Genomic DNA, 25,563 nt, shown 5'->3' on the forward strand with positions numbered 1-25,563 from the left:
CATGGTGTTGACCAGACGTATCCTGCTGCAGTTCGCGGTGTTCACCTTCATCGCGGCCATCGCCATCGGCATCATGGTGTTCGGCTATATGAACCTGCCCAACTTGCTGTGGGGCGCAGGGCATTACAAGGTGACCCTGCAGCTGCCCGAGACCGGCGGGCTGTACCCGCGTAGCAACGTCACCTACCGCGGCACCCAGGTGGGCCGGGTGGAGAGCGTCGGCCTCGACGAGCACGGCGGTGTCAACGCCGTGCTGTCGCTGACCGACGACGTGAAGATCCCGGCCGACCTGGAAGCCCAGGTGCACAGCCAGACCGCGATCGGTGAACTGTTCGTCGAACTGCTGCCCCGCGCCGACGGCGGACCGTACCTGCGCAACGGGGATGTCATCGCCGCCGACCGGGCGACCGTGCCGCCGGACGTCAACACCTTGCTCGACGCGACCAACCGCGGGCTGGATGCCATTCCGCGGGAGAATCTGCAGACCGCCGTCGACGAGGCCTACCAGGCCGTCGGCGGGCTGGGACCGGATCTGTCGCGTCTGGTGAAGGGCTCCACGGCGCTGGCTATCGATGCCCGTGCCAACCTCGACCCGCTGACCGCGTTGATCGACCAGTCCAAGCCGGTGCTGGACACCCAGGCCGATACGTCAGGATCCATCCGGGCCTGGGCCTCGCACCTGGCCACCATCACCGGGCAGCTGCAGTCCCGGGATCAGGCCGTGCGCGGGGTGCTCAGCCAGGGACCGGGTGCCGCCGAGGAGGTGCGGGCGCTGCTGGGCCGGCTGCAGCCGACGCTTCCGGTGGTGCTGGCCAACCTGGTCAACATCAACCAGGTGGCCATCACCTACCAGCCGTCGCTGGAACAGCTGCTGGTGTTGTTGCCGCAGGGCACCGCCACCTCGCAGGCCGTCGGAACGGCGAATCGCAACACCAAGCAGAACTTCAAGGGCGCCTACCTGGATCTCAATCTCAACCTGAACCTGCCGCCGCCGTGCACCACCGGCTTCCTGCCGCCGCAGCAGTGGCGGGTGGCCGCCGACGTGGACTATCCGGACCGCCCGGCCGGGGACCTGTACTGCCGCATCCCGCAGGACGCGGCCGGCAATGTGCGTGGTGCGCGCAACCTGCCGTGCGAGACGGTGCCGGGTAAGCGGGCGCCGACGGTCAAGCTGTGCGAGAGCAACGAAAACTACATTCCGCTCAACGATGGTTACAACTGGAAGGGCGATCCGAACGCGACCCTGTCCGGGCAGGCCATCCCGCAGTTGCCGCCGGGGACCCCGCCCGCGCCGGCCGGACCCGTGGTGCCGTCGGGAGCCCCGCCGCCCCCGCCGATCGCGGCCGCCGAATACGATCCCAGCACCGGCACGTACGTTGGACCCGACGGGCAGGTGTACACCCAGTCCAATCTGGCCCGCAGTGCGAGCGAGGAGCAAACATGGCAGACGATGCTGCTACCCCCAAAGGGGCGGTAAGCGAGTCCGCAGACCAGAAAGCCGACGGCAAAGCCGAAGTCACCGAGACCACCGAAGCCACGGCGGTCGAGGACGATGCCATGGTCGACACTGTCGTGCCCGATGCCGGTCCCGCTGCGCCGGAGCGTTCGCATGTCACGCTGGCTCTGGTCGCCGGGCTGGTGCTGGTGCTGGCCCTCGGCGGTCTCACCGTCTGGCTGGGCATTCGGGCCTACCAGTCCAAGCAACTCGACGATCAGCGCAAGGTGTTCCTTCAGGTGGGCCGTCAGGGCGCAATCAACCTGACCACCATCGACTTCGAGCATGCCGATGCCGACGTGCAACGCATCCTCGATTCGGCCACCGGCACCTTCTATGACGACTTCCAGAAGCGGGCCGGGCCGTTCGTCGAGGTGGTCAAGCAGGCGAAGTCCAAGTCGGTCGGCGCCGTGACCGAGGCCGGTCTGGAATCCGACACCGATACCGGGGCGCAGGTGCTGGTGGCGGTGACGGTGCAGACCTCCAATGCCGGTGCCGCCGAGCAACAACCGCGGCTGTGGCGGATGCGCATCACCGTGCAGAAGATGGGTGACGACGTGAAGGTGTCCAACGTGGAGTTTGTGCCGTGACCGAACCGACCAAGGATGACGACACCGTCGCCAGCGGCGAAGCGCACGAGATCACCGAGTCCGGGGCCACGGAGATCACCGGAGCCACCGAGGCCACCGCGACGCCCGCCGCCCCCGCCACGACCCAGGCCGCCCCGCAGCCGAATCGGTCCGTCGACTGGGCGCGCGTGGTCGCCTACGGTGTGCTGCCGGGGCTGGCCCTGGTGCTGGCGCTGGCCGCGGGTTTCCTCAAATGGCAGGACAATTCGGTCCGTGACGCCGACCTGGCCCGTGCCGAGTCCGTGCAGGTGGCCAAGGACAGTACCGTCGCGCTGCTGTCCTACAAGCCGGACACCGTCGAACAACAGCTCAACGCCGCACGCGATCTGCTGACCGGCGAGTTCCAGGACGCCTACACCTCGCTGACCCATGACGTCGTCATCCCGGGCGCCAAGCAGAAGCAGATCTCGGCGGTGGCGACCGTGCCGGCCGCGGCCTCGGTGTCGGCCGATCCCAACAAGGCCGTGGTGTTGGTGTTCGTCAACCAGACCGTGGTGGTCGGCTCCGACGCGCCCACCGACACCGCATCCAGCGTGCGGGTGACGCTGGAAAAGCACGGCGATCACTGGCTGATCTCCAAGTTCGACCCGGTGTAGCCATAAGGCGGCTCGCACCCGTCGACGCCCAGATGTTCTGGATGTCGGCCAAGATCCCCAACGACACCTTCATGGTGTTCGGGTTCGACGGCGTGCCCGACGATCTGCACCGGGTGCTCGATGAGCTGCTCGAGCGGGCGCGCACCAGTCCGGACCTGTCGCAGCGCATCGACGACTGCTCGCGGCTGCGGTACCCGCGCTGGGCGCCGTGCCCGCCCGACCGATCCCGGTTCCTGGTCCATGAACCCGGCGAGCGAACCTGGGACGGTTGCCTTTCCGTGGTCAACGGCCTCGTCGACGACCAGCTCGATCCGCAGGTGACGCCCTGGCGGCTGCACGTGTTCACCGATATCGACGGCATCCCCGGTGCGGCCGGCCCGGGGACGGTGGCCGCACTGCAGATCACCCATACCCTCGGCGGTGCCGGGCGCACCAACGCGCCGGCGGCCCTGATGTTCGGCCGCCCCGACACCGTGGCACCGGTGCTGCCGCCCCACGTCGGCCCGCTGTCGCTGCCCTGGCGCACCGTCCAGGCGGTCAGGGCGCAGCGAGAACTGCTGCGCGACAGCGAATCCGGACGGATTCCGCCGCAGGCGCCGGGACGCCGGCCGGTGCGGACCAACGCGCCGCCGGCCGGGCGCCGTGCCATGCGCAGCGTGGTGCTGCCCCGGGCCGCGCTGTCCGGGGGCACCGTCACCGTGGTGGCCCTGGCCCGCATCGCCGGTGCCCTGGCCGCGCAGCTGGCCGAACTCGGCGAGGACACCGGCGGGCTGGGTGCCGAGGTGACGATGACCAAACCCGGTGTGCGTCAGGCATACAACCATTTCCGTGCCGCCGGCGTGGGCCTGCATCCGCAGCTGCCGATACGGCCGCGGATCGCGGCCATCGCCGCGGAACTGCGGGCCCGTCGGGACCGGGCGGCACACCCGGCGATGCAAGCGTCGGACCGAGCGTTCGCCGCCACCCCCGCGCCGCTGCTGCGGTGGGGGATAAGCCACTTCGACCCGGCGGCGCGGTCGGCGACGGTCATCGGCAACACCGTGGTGTCGAGCATCAACTGTGGTGCCGCCGATTTCGGCTTCGGCGGGTGCCCGGTGCGGGTGGCGACCGTGTTCCCCGGGTTGTCACCGATGATGGGCCTGACCCACGGTGTGATGGGGCTGGGGGACACCGTTTCGGTCAACGTGTTCGCCACGGAATCGGCCGTCGGCGATGTGGACGCCTACGTGGCCCGGCTGAAGTCCGCCTTCGCCTGAGTGATTTGTGCACGTTTGGTAACGCCGGGCGTGACAGAACGTGCACAAATCACTAGGCGGCGCGGAGGTTTTCGATCCCCACATCCAAGGCGTGCTGCAGGTAGGACAGGTCGCCGGTGGCCAGCAGGATGCCGACACCGCCCTGGATGCCGGCCAGCAGGGCCGCCGCGGCCTTCTCCGGCTGCACCCCGGCGTCGATCTTGTCCTGGGCCTGCATCGCCCGGATGCCGTCGGCGATCTCTTCGTGCCAGCGGCGCATCAGGGCCGTGGTGACCGCCTGTGCGCCGGGCGTGGTGCGGCCGATCTCGGACATCAGCATGCTCAGCGGGCAGCTCTGGCCCTGCCGGCGGTAGCGGTCCAGGACCGCGTCGCGCCACCGCTGCCAGGCCGCCCATGAGGTCAGCGCGCCCAGATGGGGTTGTTGGTCGGCGAGGACCTGATGGGCTTCGTGCGTGGCGACCGCGAGCAGCAGCTGCTCCTTGCCGTCGGGAAAGTAGTGGAACAACTGGCTCTTGGACGTGCCGGTGCGGGCCCGGATGTCGTCGAGCGTGGTCATCGCCACGCCACGGTCGCGGATCTCGGCGGCCGCACCCTGCACGATCCGATCGCGGGTGGCCATGCCCTTCTTGGTCGCCGGAGTGCTGAGGTTTTGGACTTGCGGGTCCATTTTTATCTCCGTACTTGTGGACTCATGAGTCCAAACACTACGCGGCTTGCGGGCCGCACTGCACTGGTTACGGGGTCCACCGGCGGCTTGGGTGTCGCCATCGCCAAGGCGTTGGCGGCCGAGGGGGCGCTGGCGGTGGTCAGCGGTCGCGACAAGGGCAGGGGCGACGCCGTCGTCGCCGACATCCGGGCGGCCGGCGGGCGCGCCGAATTCGTCGCCGCCGACCTGGGCGCGGGTGGGGCGCAGGTCCGTGCCCTGGCCGACGGCGCGCTCGCGGCGGCCGGCGGCCGGATCGACATCCTGGTCAACAACGCCGCCACGTGGTCGCTGCCCGAGCCCACCGCCGAGATCACCGAGGAGGCGCTGCTGGAGTCCTACCGCACCAACGTGGTCGCGCCGTTCCTGTTGACCGGCGCGCTGGTGCCGGCGATGGCCGAGCGCGGCGAGGGAGCCGTGGTCAACATCGGCTCGATCAACGGGCTGATCGGCGGCGACAAGTCGGCGCTCTACGGTTCGACGAAGGCCGCCGTGCACTCGCTGACCAAGTCGTGGGCCGCCGAGTACGGGCCGCTGGGGGTGCGCGTCAACACCGTGGCGCCCGGGCCGATCGGCACCGAGCGGGTGTTGGAGATTGCCGACCACATCGCCCCCACCCTCGAACGTATCCCGTCGCGCCGGATGAGCACCCCCGAGGAGGTGGCCGCCGCGGTGGTGTTCCTGGCCGGTGCGTCGGCGGCGAACATCCACGGCGCGGTGCTCAGTGTCGACGGAGGGTGGGCGGCGGTGTAACAGATGGCCTAGATTCTGTTACGTGGCCGATCCTGCTTTCGACACCGCGATCCTGGTCCTGCGCGTGGTTCTCGGCCTGACCATGGCCGCGCATGGCTACAACAAGTTCTTCGGTGGAGGCCGCATCCCCGGCACCGCGGGCTGGTTCGACAGCATCGGGATGAAGCCGGGGATGTTCCATGCCAGGGTGGCCGCGACCACCGAGATCGCCGCCGGCCTGGGGCTGGCCGTGGGCCTGCTGACGCCCGTCCCGGCCGCCGGTTTCGTGGCTCTGATGCTGGTCGCGGCCTGGACCGTACATCGGCACAACGGCTTCTTCATCGTCAAACAGGGCTGGGAGTACAACCTCGTCCTGGCGGTGGCCGCCGTCGCGGTCGCCGGCACCGGCGCCGGCCGCTACAGCCTGGACCATGTGCTGTTCGGCGGCACCGTGATGTGGCAGTGCGTGCAGGGCTGGGGCGGCCTGGCGATCGCCCTGCTACTCGGCCTGGTCGGCGGCATCGGTCAACTGGCACTTTTCTTCCGTCCGCCCGCAAAGTGACAGGTATCGTCGCCGCGCAAGTGAGACGTTAGTTACGGTGTGCACGGGGGTACAGAGTGCACATGTACGAAATCGCTGGTCGTGACGGACACTCGACGGGAAATCCGATCCGGGCGGTGTCGCAACCCGTGATTCCTGGCAAGTCTCTCTAGACTCCCGTGGTATTGGCGGAATTGGGTGCGAAGAGCGAGCTGACGTGGCGCTGAAGCTGGAGGACTACCTCGGCGAGAGCGGCCGAATCGAGCTGCCGACGGATACGACGATTTGCACGTATCTGGACCGCAACTTCGAGGCTGCCTCGCCCGCTGTCGCTTATCGGTATCTGGACTTCGGTCCAGACCAGAGCGTCAGGCGGATCGACTTGTCGTGGCAGCAGATGAAGCTGCGTGTCTGCGCGGTGGCCGCGCGATTACAGCAGGTCACCCAGCCCGGTGACCGGGTCGCCATCCTGGCGCCCCAGGGCGTGGACTACGTGGTCGCCTTCTTCGCCGCGATCAAGGCCGGCTGCATCGCCGTTCCGCTGTTCGCGCCGGAGATGGCAGGACAGGCCGAGCGGCTGGACAACGTCGTCACCGACGCCCAGCCGACCGTCGTGCTCACGACGACCGACAGCGCTGAGCGGGTGCGTGAAACCCTGCGTCGCCGCGCCATCGCGCACCGACCCCGCATGATCGCCGTCGACGCCGTCCCCGAGACGCTGGCCACCGAGTTCCGGCCCATGCCGATCGGCATGGACGACATCGCCTATCTGCAGTACACCTCGGGTTCCACCCGCAAACCGGCGGGCGTGGAGATCACGCACCGGTCGGTGTGCACCAACGTCCTGCAGATGGTGATGGCCGTCGGTCTGGACTGGGACATCCGCAGCGTGAGCTGGCTGCCGCTGTTCCATGACATGGGGCTGCTGATGATCATGTTCCCGGCGCTGTTGGGCGGGCACATCACGCTGATGTCGCCGTCGGCGTTCATCCGGCGGCCATATCGGTGGATCAGGGAACTCGGCGCGGGAAGCGAACCGGGCCGGGTGTTCGCCGCGGCGCCGAACTTCGCCTTCGACCTCGCCGCCACCCGCGGCCTGCCGCCCGCCGGTGAGGAGCTCGACCTCAGTAACGTCGCCGGCCTGATCAACGGGTCCGAGCCGGTCAGCGCCGAGTCGATCAGCCGGTTCCACGAGGCGTTCGCGCCGTACGGGTTGGCTCCGACGGCGGTCAAACCGTCCTACGGACTCGCCGAGGCCACCCTGTTCGTCTCGACGACGGACCCGGCCGACGCGCCCCGGGTGATCTACCTCGATCGCCACCAACTGGGGGCCGGCCACGCGGTGCAGGTCGAACAATCCGACCCGGCCGCCAGCACCCATGTGGCGTGCGGTCATGTGGCGCCGAGCCAGTGGGCGGTCATCGTCGACGCCGCCACCGGCGCCGAGTTGCCCGATGGTGAGGTCGGCGAGATCTGGCTGCACGGCGACAACGTCGGGAGCGGGTACTGGGGCAGGCCGGTCGAAACCGAGACGACGTTTCGCAACAAGCTGCAATCCAAGGTGCCCGACGGCAGCCACGCCGAAGACACCGACACCGATGCGCTGTGGCTACGAACCGGTGATCTGGGCGTCTACGTCGGCGGGGAGCTGTTCATCACCGGGCGCGTCAAGGACGTGCTCATCGTGGACGGGCGTAATCACTATCCCCAAGACATCGAACACACCGTCGCGCAGGCGACACCCGCCGTCCGGGCTGGCTTCGTGGTGGCCTTCGCGGTGCCCGGGCCCTCGGGCCGGGAAGAACTGGTGATCGTCGCCGAACGGGCCGCCGGGTTCGGCCGCGTCGATCCCGAATCGGTGATCACCGCCATCAGGGCCGCGGTCTCGCGGGGGCATGGGCTGGCGGTCGCCGACATCCGGCTCGTCAGTGCCGGTGCCGTCCCGCGCACCACCAGTGGCAAGTTGGCCCGGCAGGCGTCGCGTTCGGAGTACCTGGCCGGGGCATTCGGCGGGCGCCCCGCCGAGCAGGCTTCGGCGACGCACTGAGCGCCCGCCCCGCTGGCAGGGGCGCCGGATGACGTGTTTCCGGGAAGTATTTCCGCCGAACTGGAACACGTTCTAATCTGACTCGCATGGGCTTTCTGAAGCAGGAAACTCCGCAGATCGATTTCGAGCAGTGGAGTAAGGGCACCCGCTCCGAGCGGATCATCCCGATGGCCCGGCACTGGGCCGAGGTCGGCTTCGGCACCCCGGTGGCGCTGCATCTGTTCTACGTCGTGAAGATCCTGGCCTACATCCTGGGTGGCTGGCTGGTGGTCTGGACGACGTCCGGGCTGGGAGGGTCGGCCGGGTTCTTCGATGTTTCGCACTGGTACGCCGAGCCCATCGTCTATCAGAAGGTCGTCTTCTACACGATGCTGTTCGAGGTGGTCGGCCTGGGTTGCGGGTTCGGCCCGTTGAACAACCGGTTCTTCCCGCCGCTGGGGTCGATCCTGTACTGGTTGCGGCCCAAGACCATTCGGCTGCCACCATGGCCCGGCCGCATCCCGCTGACCGCCGGTGACACCCGCACCCCGGTCGACGTCGCGCTGTACGGGGCACTGTTGGTGGTGCTGGTCATCGCGATCTTCAGCGACGGCACCGGGCCGATCCCCGCGCTCGGCTCGGCCGTCGGGGTGCTACCGGTGTGGCAGACCGCGACCATCGTCGGCCTGCTGGCCGTGGCCGGGTTGCGCGACAAGGTGATCTTCCTGGCCGCGCGCGGCGAGGTGTACGGGTCGCTGGCGGTGTGCTTCCTGTTCGTCGGCGCCGATATCGTCATCGCGGCCAAGCTGGTCTGCCTGGTCATCTGGCTGGGTGCGGCGACCTCCAAACTCAACAAGCACTTTCCGTTCGTCATCTCCACCATGATGAGCAACAACCCCGTATTCCGGCCACGGTGGATCAAACGCAGGTTCTTCGAACACTTCCCCGACGATCTGCGGCCCGGCCCGCCGTCCCGCTTCCTGGCCCACTTCTCCACCGCCGTAGAGGGATTGGTGCCACTGGTGCTGTTCTTCTCGCACGGCGGCTGGCCGACCTATATCGCCGCCTTCGTCATGCTGTGCTTCCACTTCGGCATCCTGAGTTCGATCCCCATGGGCGTGCCGCTGGAATGGAACGTCTTCATGATGTTCTCGGTGCTGACGCTGTTCGTCGGGCAGGCGGGGATAGGCCTGGGTGATCTCCAAAGCCCATGGCCGATACTGCTTTTCGTGGTCGTCGCGGGAACGGTCGCGGTGGGCAACATGTTCCCGCGCAAGGTGTCCTTCCTGCCGGGGATGCGATACTACGCCGGCAACTGGGACACCTCGCTGTGGTGCATCAAACCGTCGGCCGACGAGAAGATCGCCAAGGGCGTCGTCGCCATCGCCAGTATGCCCGCCGCGCAGCTGGAACGGTTCTACGGCAGCAAGGAGGCCGCGCAGATCCCGCTCTACATGGGATACGCGTTCCGCTCCTTCAACACTCACGGCCGGGCGCTGTTCACCCTCGCGCAGCGGGCGATGGCCGGCCACGACGAGGACGACTACACCCTGACCGACGGTGAGCGCATCGTCTCCACCGCCATCGGCTGGAACTTCGGTGACGGCCACATGAGCAACGAGCAGTTGGTGGCCGCCCTGCAGGCGCGCTGCCATTTCGAGCCCGGCGAGGTGCGCGTCGTCATGCTCGACGCCCAACCGATCCACCGCCAGACCCAGCAGTACCGTCTCGTCGACGCCGCCACCGGGCAGTTCGAGTCGGGATACGTCAAGGTCGCCGACATGGTCGTCCGCCAGCCCTGGGAGCACGACGTGCCGGTGTACGGGGTGACGCCGGCGTAGATAAGACTGTCGGGTATGGCTATCGATGCCGGGACCCTGGCCGACCTGTACCGCGCGCTGCACAGCGACCCCGAACTGTCGCGGCAGGAGCACGCCACCGCGGATCGGGTGATCGCCGCGCTCGACGGCAGCGGAGCCGAGATCACCGCGGGTGTCGGCGGCACCGGCGTGGTGGCGCTGCTGCGCAACGGGGAGGGGCCGGTGGTCATGCTGCGCGCCGATATGGACGCGCTCCCGGTCCGGGAGAACACCGGATTGCCCTATGCCAGCACCAAAACCGTGACCGACGCCGCCGGCAGGCAGGTACCGGTGGCGCACGCCTGCGGGCACGACATGCACACCGCGGCCCTGGTCGGCGCGGTGCACGCGCTGGCAGCCGCCCGCGACGAGTGGGCCGGCACCGTCCTGGCGGTGTTTCAGCCGGCCGAGGAACTGGCCAGCGGCGCCCAGGCGATGCTCGACGACGGGTTGTTCGACCGGTTTCCCAGGCCGGCTGTCGTCATCGGCCAACACGTCGGCCCGCTGCCGACCGGCGTGCTCGGCTTCGGCACCGGCCCGATCATGGCCGGCACCGATTCGGTGGAGGTGACGCTGCACGGCCGGGGCGGGCACGGATCGTCGCCGGAGAACACCATCGATCCGGTGGTGATGGCCGCGGCGGTGGTGCTTCGGTTGCAGGGCATCGTGGCGCGTGAGGTGCCGCCGCACGAGCAGGCGGTGGTGACGGTCGGCCGACTGCAGGCCGGCACCAAGGAGAACATCATCCCCGACACCGCAGAGCTGGGCATCAATCTGCGGACCTACTCCGAGCACGTGCGGGACGCGGTGAAGGCGGCGGTACAGCGGATCGTGCGCGCCGAGGCGGACGCCTCGAACGCCCCCCGCGAACCGGAGTTCGACTGGACGGTGACGGCGCCGGTGCTGATCAGCGAACCGGCCGCGACCGAGAAGACCGTCGCCGCCTTGCGCGCACATTTCGGTGCGGACAAGGTGTGGCCGCTGCCGCCACTGTCGGCCAGCGAGGACGTCGGGGTGTTCGGCAACGCCATCGGGGTGCCGACGGTGTTCTGGTTCTGGGGTGGGGTGGACGCGCAGACCTTCACCGACGCCTTCGCCAAAGGTGAACTGCCGCCGACCAATCACGCACCGGAGTTCGCGCCGGTGCTGGAGCCGACGCTGACGACGGGGGTCGAGGCGCTCACCGTCGCCGCGCGGACCTGGCTGGGCCGCTGACCCCGATGCCGGCCGCCTGATTGCCGCCAAATCTCCACGAGATCTTCAAGCGCGGCCGTCGGCGGCCCTGGATCATGGGTGGATGGAGCAGCGATCGTGAACCCGCGCCTCGACGAACAACGCGATTTGACCGTGGCGCTCAACGAGCAGATCGCATCGCTGTCGGTGACGGTCAGCGCTCCCGACGGCTCGGTGAGCGTCCAGGTGAACGGCTGGGGTGCCATCACCGGATTGGAGTTGGGCGACCGTGCCTACCGGCGCGGCGCCGAGGCGCTCGCGGTCCAGATCGTCGACGTCGCGCAGGCGGCAGCCAAGGTCGTCGCCGAGCGGCAGGCCTTTCTCCTGAACGAGTTCGCGGAACGCGCCGCTCGCCTGCGCGACAAGCCGGAGTAGGCGCCGACGGGTCTCACCCCACTCTCGAGAACTTGCCGGCCACGGCACCGGCGAGCTCCAGGTACGCGCGCACCGCGTCCGGTGACAGCATGGCGAAGTCGACATCGGCGCCCCTGGCCAGGTGGGGTTCGAACGGCACGACGTGAATGGAGCCGCTGCGTTCCTCGAAGTACTGGAACACCTCGTCGAACGTGGCGGAGTTAGCACCGGGCCGCACACCGCTGAGCACAACGTGTGACTCCCGCGCCAGCGCGCCGTGACCATGCTGGGTCAGCCAATCGAGAGTCGCCGCGGCGCTGCGCGCGGCGTCCACCGCCGGTGAGCTGACGAGCACCAGTGCATGCGCCAGGTCCAGCACGCTCGCCATCGACGAGTGCATGATCCCGGTTCCACAGTCCGTCAGGATGATGTTGTAGTGGGCTTGCAGGATCTCGATCGCGCGCCGGTAGTCGCTCTCACCGAAGACTTCGGCAACCGCCGGATCCTGCACGCTGGCCAGGACCTCGAGCCGACTGGGCGCCAGGCGCGTGTGCCGGCGGACGTCGGCGTACCGCGAGACATGGGGGTCCAGCAGCAGGTCGCGCACCGTCGAGGAGGTCGACGAGTCGGAGATGCGTTCGGCCAGCGTGCCACGATCGGGGTTCGCGTCCACCGCGATGACGCGATCGGAGCGGACCATCGCAAATGCCGACCCGAGACCGATCGTGGTGGTCGTCTTGCCGACACCCCCCTTGATCGAGAGCACCGCGATCCGGAAGTCGCCGGCCAGCGGCTGCCTGATCTGCGCCACGAGCGTCTGTTGCTCGCGATCCCTTTGTGACACACCCGGATTGATCCTGCCCTTGGTCGCCCGGTGCAGCATTCGCCGCCAACCGAATTGCGGTGTCAACTGCTCGCCGCCCGGCGGGTCGTCGCCGTCGAGGGGCCGGTCGTCTTGCCCGGCCGGTGCCGTCGGCGGGGGCGGAGCCTGGTGGCGGGGCACCAGCTCGCCACCGGTCGCCGCAGGCCCGTTCCGGTGCGGGGGCATCCAGAGCGGCGGGCCGGGCCACCCCGGAGGTGGCGGTGGCGGGTTCCAGCCTGGGGGCGGTGGTGGGGGACCGAACTGCCGAGCCGGCCGCGACACCGGTTGGGGATGTGGCGTCGGCGCGTGCGGTGCACGCCCGGAATCATCGGTGCCGGGGAACGATTCGACGCTGCGCGATTCCCGCGTCGGATGGACCGCCGGCTGCCACGGCGGCGCGGCCATCCGGCGCCCGGTGCGCTTGCCGGCGGCCGGCGGAACGGGCGGGGCCGGCGGACCGACCGGTTCGACCTCCGGCTCGGGTGCGGGCGGCTCGGGTGGTTCCCATGCCTCGGGTTGGGGTTCGGTTTCTGGCGGCGGCTCGGTGTGCCGGCTCTGGCGCGCCGCGAGACGCGCCATCAGGTCGGCGGCCCGGCTGTCCACATCGTCGACCGCCGACTGCCGGTCATGGGCGAGCTGGTGCTGATCTGTCACGGTCACTCCCTGTTCCTTGCAATGGTTTTCACGGCTTCACTGCTTGCGCAACGGCATCTTCAGCACGGAGATCGCGATACCGGCGAGCACCGCACATCCGAGCAGGACGGCCAGTTCGAGGTTGCGCGCCCGGTGGTCGGCCGAGTCGCCCGGTGGCGGCACCGCCACCGGGGACGTGGCGTCCGCCGGTGGCCGATCAGGCACCTGGAACGTGAGCGCAGCCACCGGGTCGACGACGCCGTACCCGACGGACTCGTCCGGACCCGACGCCGGCGTCCGGGCCGTGCGCTTGATTCGTTCCATGACCTCGCCCGCCGACATCTCCGGGAACCGCGACCGCAGCAGCGCGACGACACCGGACACGTAGGGGGCGGCAAAACTGGTGCCGTTCACCGGTACCGGGCCGGCCGTGGGATCCAGCCACGCGTTCATCAGGCCGGGCCCGGTCGGGCTGAGCGAGGTGATCTGCTCGCCGGGTGCCGCCACGTCGACCCACGGTCCGTGCAAGGAGAAGTCCGCGGGCCGGCCGGCCGCCGTCACGGCGCCGACGGTCAGCACGTAGTCGGAGAACCATGCCGGGCTGGCGACGGTCCGCACCGATGCCCACGCATCGGCCACCGGCAGGTTCGGATCGGCGATACCGTTCTGTGTGCTGCACTTACCCTGCGGGGCAACGTTTCCGGCTGCGGCGACCACGACGACGTTGCGCTCGAACGCATAGCGCAGCGCTTGCCCCACCGCGGCGTCGTCGATGTTCGTGCCCACCGGGGCGCACGCGGCCTCGGACAGGTTGATCACGGTCGCCCCGAGGTCGACGGCCCGCACGATGGCGTAGGCCAGTGTCTGGGTGTTGCCGTAACCCGCCGACGTCGCGTTGGGATCTTCCTGCGACGATCCGGTTCCCTGCACCGAATACACGCCGCTGTTCTGCCGGATGGACAGGATCGTCGCCTCCGGTGCCACGCCGCTGAAGCCGTCGTCGGGGCTGGGTGCGGCGGCGATGATCCCGGCCACCAAGGTGCCGTGCGCGTCGCAGTCGGTCAGGCCGTCCGACGACGAGACATAGTCGCCACCGGGCGCAAGGGCCAGCAGTCTGGGGTTGGGGGACACGCCCGTGTCGATCACCGCCACCCTTTGCCCCGCCCCCCGGGAGAATCGCCAGGCAGCGCGGTAGTCGAGCATCATGTCGCCGGCCGGCCGCCGCTGGAACTGGGTGCCTGGCAGGGTGGTTGCCTGCGCGCACACCGTCTTCTGCTCGGTGGGCTCCGTCGGTCCGACGGGTCCGGTGGGTGGCGGTCCCGGCGCGATGACCGGCGGTCCGATGGCCGCCGCCGGCGCGGGCCAGACCACGACGGCACCCACGAACAAGCACGCGGCCGCCATCCGGCCCCAGCGCCTCACCCGACACCCCATCCCGCGGCGGCGCCGGCCGCCCACCCGGCGGGGACGACCAGGGCGAAGGCGAGGTACGACCCCAGCGAGAGCAGCGCCCGCCACCGAGGGTGCGGCCGGGCGGACCCGGCCCCGACGGCGGCGAGAACGACGGCACCCGCCAGTAGCGCCGAGGCGCCCGCCGCCGACATCGACGCGTCACCGCCGACCGCGGCACCGGCGACGGCGACCAGCAGGGCCACGGCCGGTAGTCCCGTCGCCGCGCGCATCACGCTGGTGCGCGCGGCGGGGCGGGGCAGTCCCAGCGCCGCGGCACACGCCAGGCCGAACGCCAGGGTGGTCCACGACGGGGCGGGCTCGGCCCACACCACCGCCACCGCACCGGAACAGGCGGCGACCGCCAAGCCGGCGGACAACCCGCCGCGCCGGGCGCGGGCCCGGGTGACCCGCTGCCCGACGTCCACGCCGCCGGGTGGCAGAACATCGGCGCGGGAGTGGTCCCACCGGACGGTCAGCCGCGGGATGGCAGCGGTAGCGATTGTGGCCCCGGCGGCCAGGCCGACCGCCGTCGCGACACCGGTGACACCGATCCACTGAGCAGCCAATGCCAGTGCGCCACAGCCGAAGAACGTTCCTGTGGCGGTGAACCCGGCCAGGCCGGCGCCGGTGAGTCGACATCCCGCCACGCAGAGCGTGACCATCGCCAGCGCCCCGCCGGCGAGTGCCAGATCGCCGTAGGGCGACAGGGCGGCCCAGCAGCCGGCCGCGGCGACGGGGAGGCCGGCCAACCCCAGCGCTGCGCCGATCTGTGCTGCCCCACCCGATCGCGCGAAGATGGTGGCGACGACGAGCAGCGTGACGGTGGCGAACGCGGTCAGGCCCAGCAGTGCGGCCCGCCGCGGGCTCGACGCGTCGACCAGCACCAGGTAGACCCAGGCCGCAGCGGCCAGGCCGATCCCGAGGTAGGCGATGCGGCGCGCGCCGGCCGCGTCCCAACCGGCATGCCCCGATCGGTTCAGGCGCGCCGCGGCGTCGACCACGTCGTCGTACAGCGTGGGAGCCGCAACGGTGCGTCGGCCCCGCAGATACAGGACGTCGTCCTGCGCCACGCCGGCCTCGCGCAGGGTGCCGCCGGGGTCCAGGGGTACCTCGGATTCGGCTGCGACCAGCACCCAGACCACATCCTCGGGGCCGTCCTCGGCGCCGGCGAACAGGCGGACGACCTCGGGCACCAGCAAGGCGACGGGTACGTCCAGTGGCAGCGACAGGTCGACCTGTCGCTGCCGCCCGACGACGGCCAGCCGCACCAGGTCGGGCACCGGTGACACCGCCTCGGGCCGGGTAGCCTCGAGAACGGTTGGAAAGAGCTCGATTTCGGTCACAGGTCGGGCATTCGCGACAGTTGGACGACGTCGGAGTTCACCGACCGTGACACCAGCATGCCCCGCCCGGGTGGCATGGGTTGGGGTCGCACGCCGAACAGGGCGCCCTCGTCCTTGTTCCCGCTCATCACGAGTCCGTGACACGTCAGATCCTTGAGACGCCCGATGATCGGGTCCATCATGGCCCGCGCCGCTCCGCCGATGCGGCGGGCGATGACCACCCGCAGGCCGACGTCGCGAGCTTGTGGCAGGTATTCGACCAGCGGCCCCAGCGGATGGTTCATCGACCCACCGGGAATCAGGTCGTAGTCGTCGATCAGGACGTACACGTCGGGGCCCTGCCACCACGACCTGTCCCGGAGTTGCTGCTGGGTGACGTCGCTGGGTGGCAGTCGCTCCTTGAGCGTCTCGGCGAGTTCGGCCATGGCTTCGCCGCACGACTGTGCGGCGGTCGCATAGGCGCCCAGGTAGTCGTTCTGCACCGCACCCAGCAACGTGCGCCGGAAGTCGACGACGACGATCTTGCACTCCTGCGGCGTCGAGCTCGCCATCAGGCCCGCGGCGATGTTGCGCAGAAGTCCGGTCTTGCCGCACTCGGAGTCCCCGAACACGACGAGGTGCGGCTGGACGTCGAAGTCCAGCACCACCGGCGCCAGCTCCGACTCACTGACGCCGATGGCCACCTTGTTCCGGCCCAGCGTGCCGGCCTCGCGGGCGGCTGTGGTGACCGCATGCGGGTCGACGTCGTGCGGGAGCATGCGGACCCGGGGAGCCTCCCGGTCGCCGTAGCGGGCGCGCACCGTCGCGCACGCCGCGGCGACGCCGGCCGGCAGATCCTCGACATCGGACGACGAGTCCAGCCGGGGCAGGCCGATGAGGATGTGCAGTCGCTCGGCGCTCATCCCGCGACCCGGGCGCCCGATGGGTACGAGTTCGGCGAACTTACGGCCGACGTCGCTGTCCATCGGGTCGCCCATGCGCAGCTCGACGCGGGTGCCCATCATGTCCTTGACCGCCGGCCGGATCTCCATCCATCGGGTGGCGGTGATCGCGAGGTGGACGCCGTACGACAGGCCCTGGATGGCGATGGCCTGCAGTGCCGGCTCGAGCAGGTCGAAGTCGCTTCTGATGGTCGCCCACCCGTCGATGACCAGCACCACGTCGCCGAACTGGTCGCCGCTCAACGGGTCTCGGGCGGCCTCCGCCGGCGGCATGGCGGCCAGCGTCGCCTTGCGCTGCCGGAAGTCGCGCATCGACTCGATCCCCAACTCGCGGAACCGCTCCTCGCGCGCCCGCAGGATCCCGGTCACCTCGGCGACCGTGCGACGGATGCGATCCGAGTCCATCCGACCTGCCACGCTGCCGACGTGGGGGAGACCGTTCAGGCTGCCGAGCGTGCCGCCGCCGAAGTCGAGGCAGTAGAACTGGATCTGCTCGGGGGTGTGGGTTGCGGCCGCCGCCATGATGAGACTGCGCAACGTGGTGGACTTGCCCGACTGGGGACCACCGACGATGGCCACGTTCCCCTTCGCGCCTGCCAGGTCCAGCACCAGGACGTCGCGGCGCTGGTCGTAGGGTCGGTCAACGATTCCGACCGGAAGGAGCAAACGTCCGTTGACGTTTCGAGGATCGCTCCAGTTGGAGTCGGGCAGCAGCGTGTTGACGGCCGGGCTGGCTTCCAACGGGGGCAGCCACACCTCGTGGGCGGGCCTGCCGTGCCCGTGCAGCCGGCTGACCACGACGTCGAGCAGCGTGGTCCGTGTCGACGACGCGGACGTCTCCTCCTCGAGTTGCCCGGCCGCGGGCTCGAGCTCGACGGGAACCACATCCCGTTCCACGGGCGTCGCGGTGAACAGCTTGGGCGCCCGGTTGCCGAGCGTCGACGGCCGGCCACCGGTGGCGGACAGGCGTGGCTTGGCGTAGGTGCCGGAAACATAGGACGCGTTGAAGCGCACGGGTTCGTCGGCGTCGCATTTCAGGAAGCCCGATCCGGGGACGCTGGGCAGGTGGTAGGCGTCCGGAACGCCGAGCACACTGCGAGATTCGCCGGCGGAGAACGTCTTCAGCCCGATTCGGTAGGACAGATGCGAGTCCAATCCGCGCAACTTGCCTTCCTCAAGGCGCTGCGAGGCCAGCAGCAGGTGGATGTGCAGGCTTCGGCCCAGACGCCCGATCATCACGAACAGCTCGGCGAAATCCGGCTTCTGACTGAGCAACTCGGAGAACTCGTCCACCACGATGAACAAGGCCGGCAGCGGATCCAGCGCTGCGCCCGCAGCCCGCGCACGCTCGTAGTCGCCGACGTTGGCGAAGTTGCCCGACGAGCGCAGCAATTCTTGCCGGCGGTTCATCTCACCGGCCAGCGCGTCGCGCATGCGGTCGACCATCGTCAGCTCGTCCTCGAGATTGGTGATGATCGCCGCGATATGCGGAACGCCGTCCAGGCCCAGGAATGTCGCGCCACCCTTGAAGTCCACCAGGATGAGGTTGAGCGCCTCCGGGGAGTGCGAGGTGACCATCGCCAGCACCAGCGTCCGGAGGAACTCCGACTTACCCGAACCCGTTGCGCCGATGCAGAGTCCGTGTGGTCCCATGCCGCCCTCGGCGGACTCCTTGATGTCCAGTTCGAGCGGCTGGCCGGACGGGGTGACGCCGACCGGTACGCGTAGCCGTTTGCGCGGCGACGAGGGCCGCCACACCTCCTCCGGGACGATCTCGGCGGCGTCCGGGATCTTCAACAGCGCCATCAGACCCGGGTCGGTGGCCCTGGCGTTGGCCTCCAGGTTGACGATGTGCGCGGCGCCGCCCGGCCGGAACCGACTGAACGTACGTGCCGTCGCCTCCGCTTCGGCCAAGCTGAGCTCGTCGGCCTTGGCGAAGTGCTCGACGCCGGCAGCCGTCCGCGCGCCGACGTCGTCGCCGTCGACCACGAGTTGCAGGCCGCGTCGAACCCCGGATCCCTCCCGCGGACCGTTGAGGTCGAGCACGGTGACGCTGTCCAGACCGGCGTCGGTGACCAACCGCTCGTCCCCGGTGACGTACCCGTCGTCGATCACGACGACCAGATGCCTGCGGCCCTCGGGAAGCTGCGCGTTGCGGTTGAAGCGGCCACGTTCGGCGAGGTCGGACTCGAGCGCGGTCTCCAACAGCTCCAGTGTCGGATACAGCAGCCGCATCGTGCCGCAGCCGTCCCGCAGCGTCTCGTGCTGGGCCTGAGCCAGCCACTTCACCCACTTCCAGTTCGCGTTGTCGGGATTCGACGTCACCACCGCGATCAGCAGGTGGTCGGGACCGTGAAAGGTACACATTTCCAACACCATCGAACGCACCAACTGCCGGATCTGGGTGCGGTCGCCGTCGAAGCTGATCGTCGGGAACGCCCGCAGCGACACCGCGGTCGGCAGAGCGTGAACCACCGAGTGCGTGGCTACGAAGCGGCGCAGCGCCACGGTGGACACCGGCTCGAGGTCCTCGGGTGGTCCGGTCTCGGGCGCCAGGAGACGGGTGGCCAGGCGATGGGTGCCCAGGCCGACGCGGACATGGCAGAAGTCGTTGTCGGTGGGTCGACGTTCCCACATACGACGCGTGCCCGCCAGGTCGATGAGCGTCCGTGGGTCGGGATGACTCCACTGCAGAGCCGCCCGTTGCGCGGCGCCGGTCTCCTCGGCGTCGTCCCGCAGCCCGGCCAGGTAGCTGAAGTAGTCCTTGCGTTCCTCGTTCAGTTCGGCGGCGGCCTTGCCGGACTTGCCGCCACCCATGAACATGCCGGCCACCGACATGATCATCATCATCGGGAAGAGCAGGAACATCGGGTTGCGGGTGACGTTGCGGCCGCCCACCGTGACCACCAGTGCGATCATCCCGACCACTGCCACGAGCATGATGATGGGCATCAACCTCGCGAGGAGATTTCCCGGGATGACCCGCGGCACCTCGGGGGGTGACTGCAGGCTCACCTCGCCGCCCGGCATGCGCGGCGGCGACAGCCGCAATCGACGAACGAAGCCCTGCCTGGTCATCCCACCTCCGACGAATCGGCTCCCGACGATCTGGTCCGGGCCATGTCATGGAGAACGAAAAAATTCCGCGGCACGTTCGACCCGACGAGGGATGTCGTTTCACACGAGAGTCGCCGGGAGGCCGCCAGACCATGACACTGCCAACCACATTCGACGGCGAGCCCGACGAGGACCAGCAGCTGAGCCGGGTGACGGTCGTCGTCGGCGCCCACCTCGTCGATGTCGGCCTGCCCACCACCGTGAGCGTCTCCGTGCTGGCGGGCGAGGTCGTCGAGATGGCCAACCTCGAGGGCGTCGCCGGCGAGGGTGACGACACCGAGACCGCGCAGCGATGGACGTTCGCACGCCTCGGTGGGACCGTCATCGATCCCCGGCGGACGCTGGCCGAAGCCGAGGTGTTCGACGGCGACGTCCTGCTGATCCGCCAGGTCGGCGATCCCGTCCCGTCGATTCTGACCGACGAGCTGACGGAGTCCGCGGAGGAGGCGGCGGGCAGCTCGTGGCTGCGGCGGCCCGCGACGGGTTGGTATGCGGTCAGCACCGTCCTTGCGATCGCCACCGCGCTGATCCTGCCCGCGCTGGTATCCGGACCCCGGCTGTTCGACGTCCCCGTGGCGGCGATGGTCCTGGTTCTCGTGGGTGCCCTCGGCGCCGGGATCGCGTGTGTGGTGGCCCGGCCGGCCGAGGGAACGCGGGGCGCGACGGGCCTCTTCGTGACGGCTCTGCCGCTGTTGTTCGGCGGCCTGCTCTACGTCCTGCCCACCGCCGCGGGCATCGCCGGGCTACCGGCCGCGCTGGGCGTGACGGCACTGACGGCGTTGGTCCTGCTGCTGCTCACCGGAACGGGCCGTGCCCTGTCCAGCGGGATCATTGCGTTGGCGGCGTTCGGTATTCCGACGTCGCTGGCCCAGCTGACCGCCGCTCCGGCGTCGACCACGATCGGGGCGATCCTGGCGACGGTCGCCGTCGTCGTCGTGTACCTGGCGCCTGGGATCACCATCATGGCATCGCGACTGCCGGTCCCGCGCGTCCCGACGGCGGGAGAACCGCTCGACGACATCGAGATTCAGGGTGGAACCGCGGTCGACGGGGTGGACGCACTACACGCGATCAGCCGGGTCGTTCCCACCGAGGAGGGCATGACGCGACGCGTCGGCCGGGCGTCGGACTACCTGACCGGCGTCGTGTCCGCGGCCGCGCTCGCCGCCGTCGTCGGCGCCTATCTGGCCGATGGCGTCGATCGCGGCTTCCATTGGCAGGGCACGGTATTCGGGGTTGCGGTGGCGACGGTGCTGTGCCTGCGGGGGAGAAGCCACCACGACCTCGTGCAAGCCGCCACCCTGATCGGGGGTGGTCTGCTCACCGCCCTGCTGGTCGTGGCGAAGACCGCGGTGTTCCTGCCCGAGTTGCGGGTTCAGGCCGCCTTGGCCCTGATCGCCGTGACGACGCTCGTCGTGACCTGCGGTCTGGTGGCACCGAGAATTGAGTTCTCCCCGGTGATGCGACGCCTGGCCGAGCTCGGCGAGTACCTCGCCATCGGCGTGATCCTGCCGCTGGCCTGCTGGATCGTCGGGATCTACGCATTCTTCCGGGGGCTGCGGCTCTGACGGCTCCGCGGCCGTGGTGCGACTCCTACGGCGACGGCGTGGAACCCGCAGGTGACACGGCCGTACCCGCGGGATCGGCGGCCATGCCGTCGTGGGCGATCAACGCCGCTTCTTGCGACAGGCGCGGTCCCGGTGGGAGCAGCGACAGGATCGGCCAAGGGGCCGGCTGCGCGTGCTCGGGGACATCGCGTGACTCGCGTACCCCGGCCAGGCCCAGGATCGCCGCGGTCGCGGCGTCCTTGACCGGATAGCGCAGTCCCAGGTCGCTGACGTAGAACAGGTCACCGAGTGCCGGTCCGGACCCCGGGTTCGCGGCTTGCACGTACTCACCGGTGCCCGGCTTGAGGTACACCGCGTCGACACCGGGCCCGGCGCCGTCGGCGCTGGCCACCTGCACCGGCTGGGCGTCCCGGGGCAGCGGCAACCGGTTCCCGAGTAGAACCCTCGACGACGCCGACGCGTCCCCCAACCGGCGCTCCCAGGACATGCACACCACCGGGGCCGACTCGGCGCTCACCAAATCCAGTGCGGTGGAGGGGTAGTCGTCGACACCGAGGGCGTGGACGACGGGGAGCCGACCGAGCTGAGCCGGTGAGATCATGGCCGGCTCACGTGCTGCCGCGGATTCCGGATTGCCGTAGCGGATGATGTCGGCGGTCTCGGCCGAGACCGGTTGGAGTCCCTGCGCCAACACGACGTAGAGCTGATCGCCTCGCGAGTCCGTGGTGCGGGTCAGCGAACCCACCGGGAACTCCGCAGGAAGGTAGGAGGTGGCGGCGCCGATTCCGTCGATACGGATCGGCCGGATCGGCGCGACCAGGGGGAACGCGTTCAACAACCCGACCGACACCTCCCTGGGCGGCGCGCCCTGCAAGCGCAGGGCCGACGCGAGCACCGGGTCGCTCGGGTCGATTTCGGCACGGACCCCGTCGTACAGCAGGTAGGTGCGGCCACCGGACCGCGCCAGCAGCGCCTGCCTGGCCGTCGCGGGCAGGATGTCGGGGCCGAGCACGGGATCGTTGGCCAGGACCGTCGTCGAGACCGACGTCTTTCCGACCACGGCGGTGACGGGCGGCGTCACGGTCGAATCGCAGACCGCCCATGCCGACGTGCTCGGGTCCTCGGCGGAGTGAATGGCGCTGGGGGCGCCGATGATGCCCAGCGCCGGCCCGCGCGCCACCGTGTCGAGGAACTTGCGGTCCACCCGGCCCGGTGCCTCGTTCTTCCCAACGGCCAGCCGGGCCGAGGCCAGGTTGAGTGCAGGGTGCAGCCGGTCGCCGATCCGGACGTACAGAGCACCGTCGGTGTCGCTCAACATGATCGACGAACTGCCGAAGTTGGGCGCAGGCTTGAAGAACGCGAGAACCCCTGATGCGCCGGCGATGAGGAGGGCGGCGGCCAGGCCGGTGAGCAGGGCCCGCATCTGGCCGCGCATCGGGTCGTGGATCATCCGCGAATCGGCACGAATCAGCGCGTGCTGCAGCCGTCGCAGCAGGAAGCGGTATCCATTCACCTGAGCGCGCGTGGTGACCTGTGCCGGCATCTGTACTCCTCCGCCCGTGGGCTCCCGAAGGATTGCCGCGTCGGGAGCGTACTTACTAGTGGAGAAACTGAATCCGCGGCGAAAGCGTTCACCACGCGGCCCGACGCGACGCACACATCCTGGACGGAGACGAGCCGTTGATCACGACGACCACGCGGCGACGCGGCAGGCGGCCCCGAGTGTCGCCGGCTCCGGCCGACCGGCTCCTGGTGGAACGCCTGATGCCGCTGACGGATCTGCTGCTCGTCGAGGTGACCGCAGGCGCCGGCCTCGCGTTCGCATTGCTGCTGAACGAACCGGAATGGTGGGGCGCGCTCTGGGGGTTGGTGGCCGGGCTGATCCTCGTGGTGCCGTTGGCCGGACGGTCACTGCCCCGGTGGGCACTGGCCCGGATCGATTTCTGGCGCGACCGCCGACGGCGTCCCGCAACAGCTCACCGGACCGCGTTCGACCACGAGCAACCCGACGGCACGGCGATCGGATTCTTCTGGGACGGAGCGACGTTGACGTCGCTGATCCGCCTCGACGAGAGCGCGCCGTCGCTCAACGTGTTGGAACCGGGGGGCGCTGTCCCCGGCGACGTGGTGCCCATGGGCGTTCTGGCCGACTGCTTGGGTAAGTTCGACATCGCACTGCAGTCGATCGACGTGATCAGCCAGGGCCACCGCTCGGCCGGGCACGGACACGTCGCCGCGGTGTACGACGCCGTCCTGGGGCCGCTGTCGGCCGTTGCCCACCGCTCGGTCTGGGTGGCCGTCAGGCTGGATCCGGCGCATTGCCCCGATGCCGTCCGGGCACGAGGCGGCGGTTGGGACGGGGCGTTGCGCACCGCGGCCGTGGCGACGCGGCGGGTGGCGAACAGGTTGCGCGACGCCGGACTGGGGGCCGACACGACGACGGCCTCCGACATGTCGCATGCGGTCGCCGAGCTCTCCGGCGGCGTGAGCCTCGACAGGCTGGAGGAGACCTGGACGGACTGCCGCAGCGGTCGAGTCCGACTGCGCAGCTACGGAATCGGATCCGCGGCGTGCACCACCGAGGGGATCGGCTCGCTGTGGACGCTGCCGAGCCGATCCACCACGGTCACGCTGTCGTTGCGCCGCCATGAGCAGCCCGGCGCGGTCGAGCTCCGCGCCATCGTCCGCCTGGATTCCGTCGGTGGCGGCCGGCCGGGCCATGCCGGCGTGCGCATGCTGTCCGGGCGCCAGTTCGACGCGCTGCTCTGCACCCTGCCGTTGCTGACTCCGAGACGACCTGTGGGTCAATGGATTACGGTAACCGGTGACGCCGAGGCGCCGCCGTTGGCCGGTCTGGAGCTGTCCGCCTCGGGCTGTGGTCAGGTCGTCGGCGCAGACGAGTATGGACGCGCGATCGCGTTGCCGCTGTTCGGTCCCCGGGTGGGCAGGGTGGAGCTGCACGGCACCTTGCACCTGGCACAACAGGTGGTGCTGCGATCCCTGGCGCTGGGCGCCCGCGTCCGTGTGCACACCCGGCGTACCGGAGCATGGCGCGCGATGGCCGAGGCGGTGGGTGACGTGGACCAGCTCCAGATCGTCGGAACCGACCGCGGCGCCATCGAAGCCGGTGCGCGTCGCGACTTCACCGTGGAGATGTTCGACGGAACACCCGAGCAGTCGGTGCGGATGGGGCTGACCACGGTCGTGGTGAGCCCGACCCACAGCGCCCCGTCGACGGCCGCCGACGTCCGTTTGCAACTTCTCGACGAGGACCGTGACGAGGTGTTGGTAACCACCCGAACGGGTTCGGCGACGGTGACGATGGTGGCCAGCGATGAGGAGATGCGCTACATCGGAGCGTCGTTCGACGTCGTCGACGGGATCGAGGAACGTGACCAGCCCGCATGGGACTGGCCGAGCAGGCAGGAGCAGCGATGAACCAGGAAGCCGACGCGTTCGAAGAGGATGGCTACGACATCGCGGCGGGTTCGGTGCCACGAACGAAATCAACTATCCGCCAGGTGCTTTGGACATCGGCCGGAGCCTTGGGGCTGGCGGCGTGGGTGGTGGGCCTCACGGCGATGGTGTCGCCGGGGCTCGCGGTACCCCTGGCCGTGCTGGCCGGCGCCGTCGCCGCCGTCGGTCTGTTGCCGGGGCAGGCGGTCCGGGGGTGGCTCGTCGTCGCCGTGGCGTTCACCGCGTTCACCGCCGCGACGACCGCGACGGTGACGGCCGCCGGGGCGGGTTGGGCCCTGATCGCCGTCGACGTCCTGGTGGCACTTCAGGTGGTGGTCGCGGTGTCGGCGCTGCTGCTCGAACCGCGGGTAGCGCCGGCTACGCAGTCCGCACCCGGCAATGACTACGCCGCCTATGCGGAGTACGTCCGAGCCTATCGGGACTACGTGCAGCAGTACGAATCCCAATGGCCCGAGCAGTATTCGGCCGCAGAGCGGGCAGCGGCCGCGGGTGGTGCCCATGGCGCCGTCGCAGGCACCGCCCACGACGAACCGGGCGGATGGGCGGACCTGCAGGCCACGTATGCCCGGCACCTGTCACCGGTGGCGCCGGCGCCCTCGGAGCGCAGCGCCCGCCGGGCCGATGGAGGCGACACGGCCGACGCCGGCCTGCCCGGGGTCGACTGGGTGACGCCGCGGCCTCCGCACGCGGGGAGCCAGAATTCGCCCGGTGCGGCACCCATGTCACCGGGCGCGTACTGATCCCGG

At 69.7% G+C, this 25,563-nt stretch carries 18 protein-coding genes and 1 pseudogene; 13 read left to right on the top strand and 6 right to left on the bottom strand.

The genetic code is table 11. From position 1 onward, the window contains the following. The first annotated feature begins 1 nt into the window (after position 1). The 4 genes from AWB94_RS02115 to AWB94_RS02130 are packed head-to-tail and all read left to right on the top strand — an operon-like array spanning position 2 to position 3,976. Positions 2–1,477, top strand: a complete 1,476-nt coding sequence (locus AWB94_RS02115; RefSeq protein ID WP_062658803.1) for an MCE family protein — start codon at positions 2–4, stop codon at positions 1,475–1,477. Continuing rightward, a complete protein-coding gene (locus tag AWB94_RS02120; RefSeq protein ID WP_062658804.1) occupies positions 1,441–2,085 on the top strand; it encodes an Rv1363c family protein in 645 nt (214 codons plus the stop codon). The genes AWB94_RS02115 and AWB94_RS02120 overlap by 37 nt, the downstream gene beginning before the upstream one ends. Further along, positions 2,082–2,720 carry an Rv1363c family protein gene (locus tag AWB94_RS02125; protein WP_062658805.1) on the top strand — a complete coding sequence of 213 codons (639 nt, stop codon included), beginning with the start codon at positions 2,082–2,084 and terminating at the stop codon, positions 2,718–2,720. The genes AWB94_RS02120 and AWB94_RS02125 overlap by 4 nt, the downstream gene beginning before the upstream one ends. A gap of 41 nt (positions 2,721–2,761) precedes the next feature. Further along, complete coding sequence (locus AWB94_RS02130) at positions 2,762–3,976, top strand: DUF1298 domain-containing protein (protein WP_234811580.1); 1,215 nt, start codon at positions 2,762–2,764, stop codon at positions 3,974–3,976. Positions 3,977–4,028: 52 nt separating this feature from the next. On the opposite strand, the gene AWB94_RS02135 is transcribed toward AWB94_RS02130, so the two are convergent. After that, complete coding sequence (locus AWB94_RS02135; RefSeq protein ID WP_062658807.1) at positions 4,029–4,643, bottom strand: TetR/AcrR family transcriptional regulator; 615 nt, start codon at positions 4,641–4,643, stop codon at positions 4,029–4,031. A gap of 24 nt (positions 4,644–4,667) precedes the next feature. Between AWB94_RS02135 and AWB94_RS02140 the strand changes: the two genes are divergently transcribed. The 6 genes from AWB94_RS02140 to AWB94_RS02165 all read left to right on the top strand — a co-directional run bounded on the left by AWB94_RS02140 (position 4,668) and on the right by AWB94_RS02165 (position 11,445). Continuing rightward, positions 4,668–5,432, top strand: coding sequence for an SDR family NAD(P)-dependent oxidoreductase (locus AWB94_RS02140; protein WP_062658808.1), 765 nt, complete (start codon positions 4,668–4,670; stop codon positions 5,430–5,432). Positions 5,433–5,454: 22 nt separating this feature from the next. Further along, positions 5,455–5,973: a DoxX family protein gene (locus tag AWB94_RS02145; RefSeq protein WP_062658809.1), complete on the top strand. Its 519-nt coding sequence runs from the start codon at positions 5,455–5,457 to the stop codon at positions 5,971–5,973. 196 nt (positions 5,974–6,169) lie between these two features. Further along, on the top strand, positions 6,170–7,999 hold the full coding sequence (locus tag AWB94_RS02150) for a fatty acyl-AMP ligase (RefSeq protein WP_062658810.1): 1,830 nt from the start codon (positions 6,170–6,172) through the stop codon (positions 7,997–7,999). Positions 8,000–8,085: 86 nt separating this feature from the next. Continuing rightward, positions 8,086–9,819, top strand: coding sequence for a DUF3556 domain-containing protein (locus AWB94_RS02155; RefSeq protein WP_062658811.1), 1,734 nt, complete (start codon positions 8,086–8,088; stop codon positions 9,817–9,819). Between the two features lie 15 nt (positions 9,820–9,834). Continuing rightward, on the top strand, positions 9,835–11,052 hold the full coding sequence (locus AWB94_RS02160) for an amidohydrolase (protein WP_062658812.1): 1,218 nt from the start codon (positions 9,835–9,837) through the stop codon (positions 11,050–11,052). Positions 11,053–11,148: 96 nt separating this feature from the next. After that, positions 11,149–11,445: a YbaB/EbfC family nucleoid-associated protein gene (locus AWB94_RS02165; protein WP_062658813.1), complete on the top strand. Its 297-nt coding sequence runs from the start codon at positions 11,149–11,151 to the stop codon at positions 11,443–11,445. Positions 11,446–11,458: 13 nt separating this feature from the next. Here the strand turns inward: AWB94_RS02165 and AWB94_RS02170 are convergent. From AWB94_RS02170 to eccCa, 4 genes and pseudogenes are all read right to left on the bottom strand, one after another. Continuing rightward, positions 11,459–12,529: pseudogene (locus AWB94_RS02170) on the bottom strand (MinD/ParA family ATP-binding protein); the annotation flags it as partial. A 447-nt stretch (positions 12,530–12,976) separates the two neighbouring features. Further along, complete coding sequence (gene mycP / locus AWB94_RS02175; RefSeq protein WP_084395407.1) at positions 12,977–14,323, bottom strand: type VII secretion-associated serine protease mycosin; 1,347 nt, start codon at positions 14,321–14,323, stop codon at positions 12,977–12,979. A 14-nt stretch (positions 14,324–14,337) separates the two neighbouring features. Beyond that, positions 14,338–15,714, bottom strand: coding sequence for an EsaB/YukD family protein (locus tag AWB94_RS02180; protein WP_062658814.1), 1,377 nt, complete (start codon positions 15,712–15,714; stop codon positions 14,338–14,340). Beyond that, positions 15,711–19,733 carry a type VII secretion protein EccCa gene (gene eccCa / locus AWB94_RS02185; protein ID WP_062658815.1) on the bottom strand — a complete coding sequence of 1,341 codons (4,023 nt, stop codon included), beginning with the start codon at positions 19,731–19,733 and terminating at the stop codon, positions 15,711–15,713. The genes AWB94_RS02180 and eccCa overlap by 4 nt, the downstream gene beginning before the upstream one ends. A 131-nt stretch (positions 19,734–19,864) precedes the next feature. Between eccCa and eccD the strand changes: the two genes are divergently transcribed. After that, on the top strand, positions 19,865–21,340 hold the full coding sequence (gene eccD, locus AWB94_RS02190) for a type VII secretion integral membrane protein EccD (RefSeq protein WP_062658816.1): 1,476 nt from the start codon (positions 19,865–19,867) through the stop codon (positions 21,338–21,340). Between the two features lie 25 nt (positions 21,341–21,365). Here the strand turns inward: eccD and eccB are convergent, their stop codons facing one another. Further along, positions 21,366–22,883, bottom strand: a complete 1,518-nt coding sequence (gene eccB / locus AWB94_RS02195) for a type VII secretion protein EccB (RefSeq protein WP_062658817.1) — start codon at positions 22,881–22,883, stop codon at positions 21,366–21,368. A gap of 221 nt (positions 22,884–23,104) precedes the next feature. Between eccB and eccE the strand changes: the two genes are divergently transcribed. Further along, positions 23,105–24,778, top strand: coding sequence for a type VII secretion protein EccE (gene eccE / locus AWB94_RS02200; protein WP_084395408.1), 1,674 nt, complete (start codon positions 23,105–23,107; stop codon positions 24,776–24,778). Then, entirely contained in the window at positions 24,775–25,557 is a 783-nt protein-coding gene (locus tag AWB94_RS02205) for a DUF5336 domain-containing protein (protein WP_131805378.1), read from the top strand. Before eccE ends, AWB94_RS02205 begins: the two co-directional genes overlap by 4 nt. Positions 25,558–25,563 lie beyond the last annotated feature (6 nt).

The organism is Mycolicibacterium canariasense (assembly GCF_002101555.1).
GTDB classification, from domain to species: Bacteria; Actinomycetota; Actinomycetes; order Mycobacteriales; family Mycobacteriaceae; genus Mycobacterium; species Mycobacterium canariasense.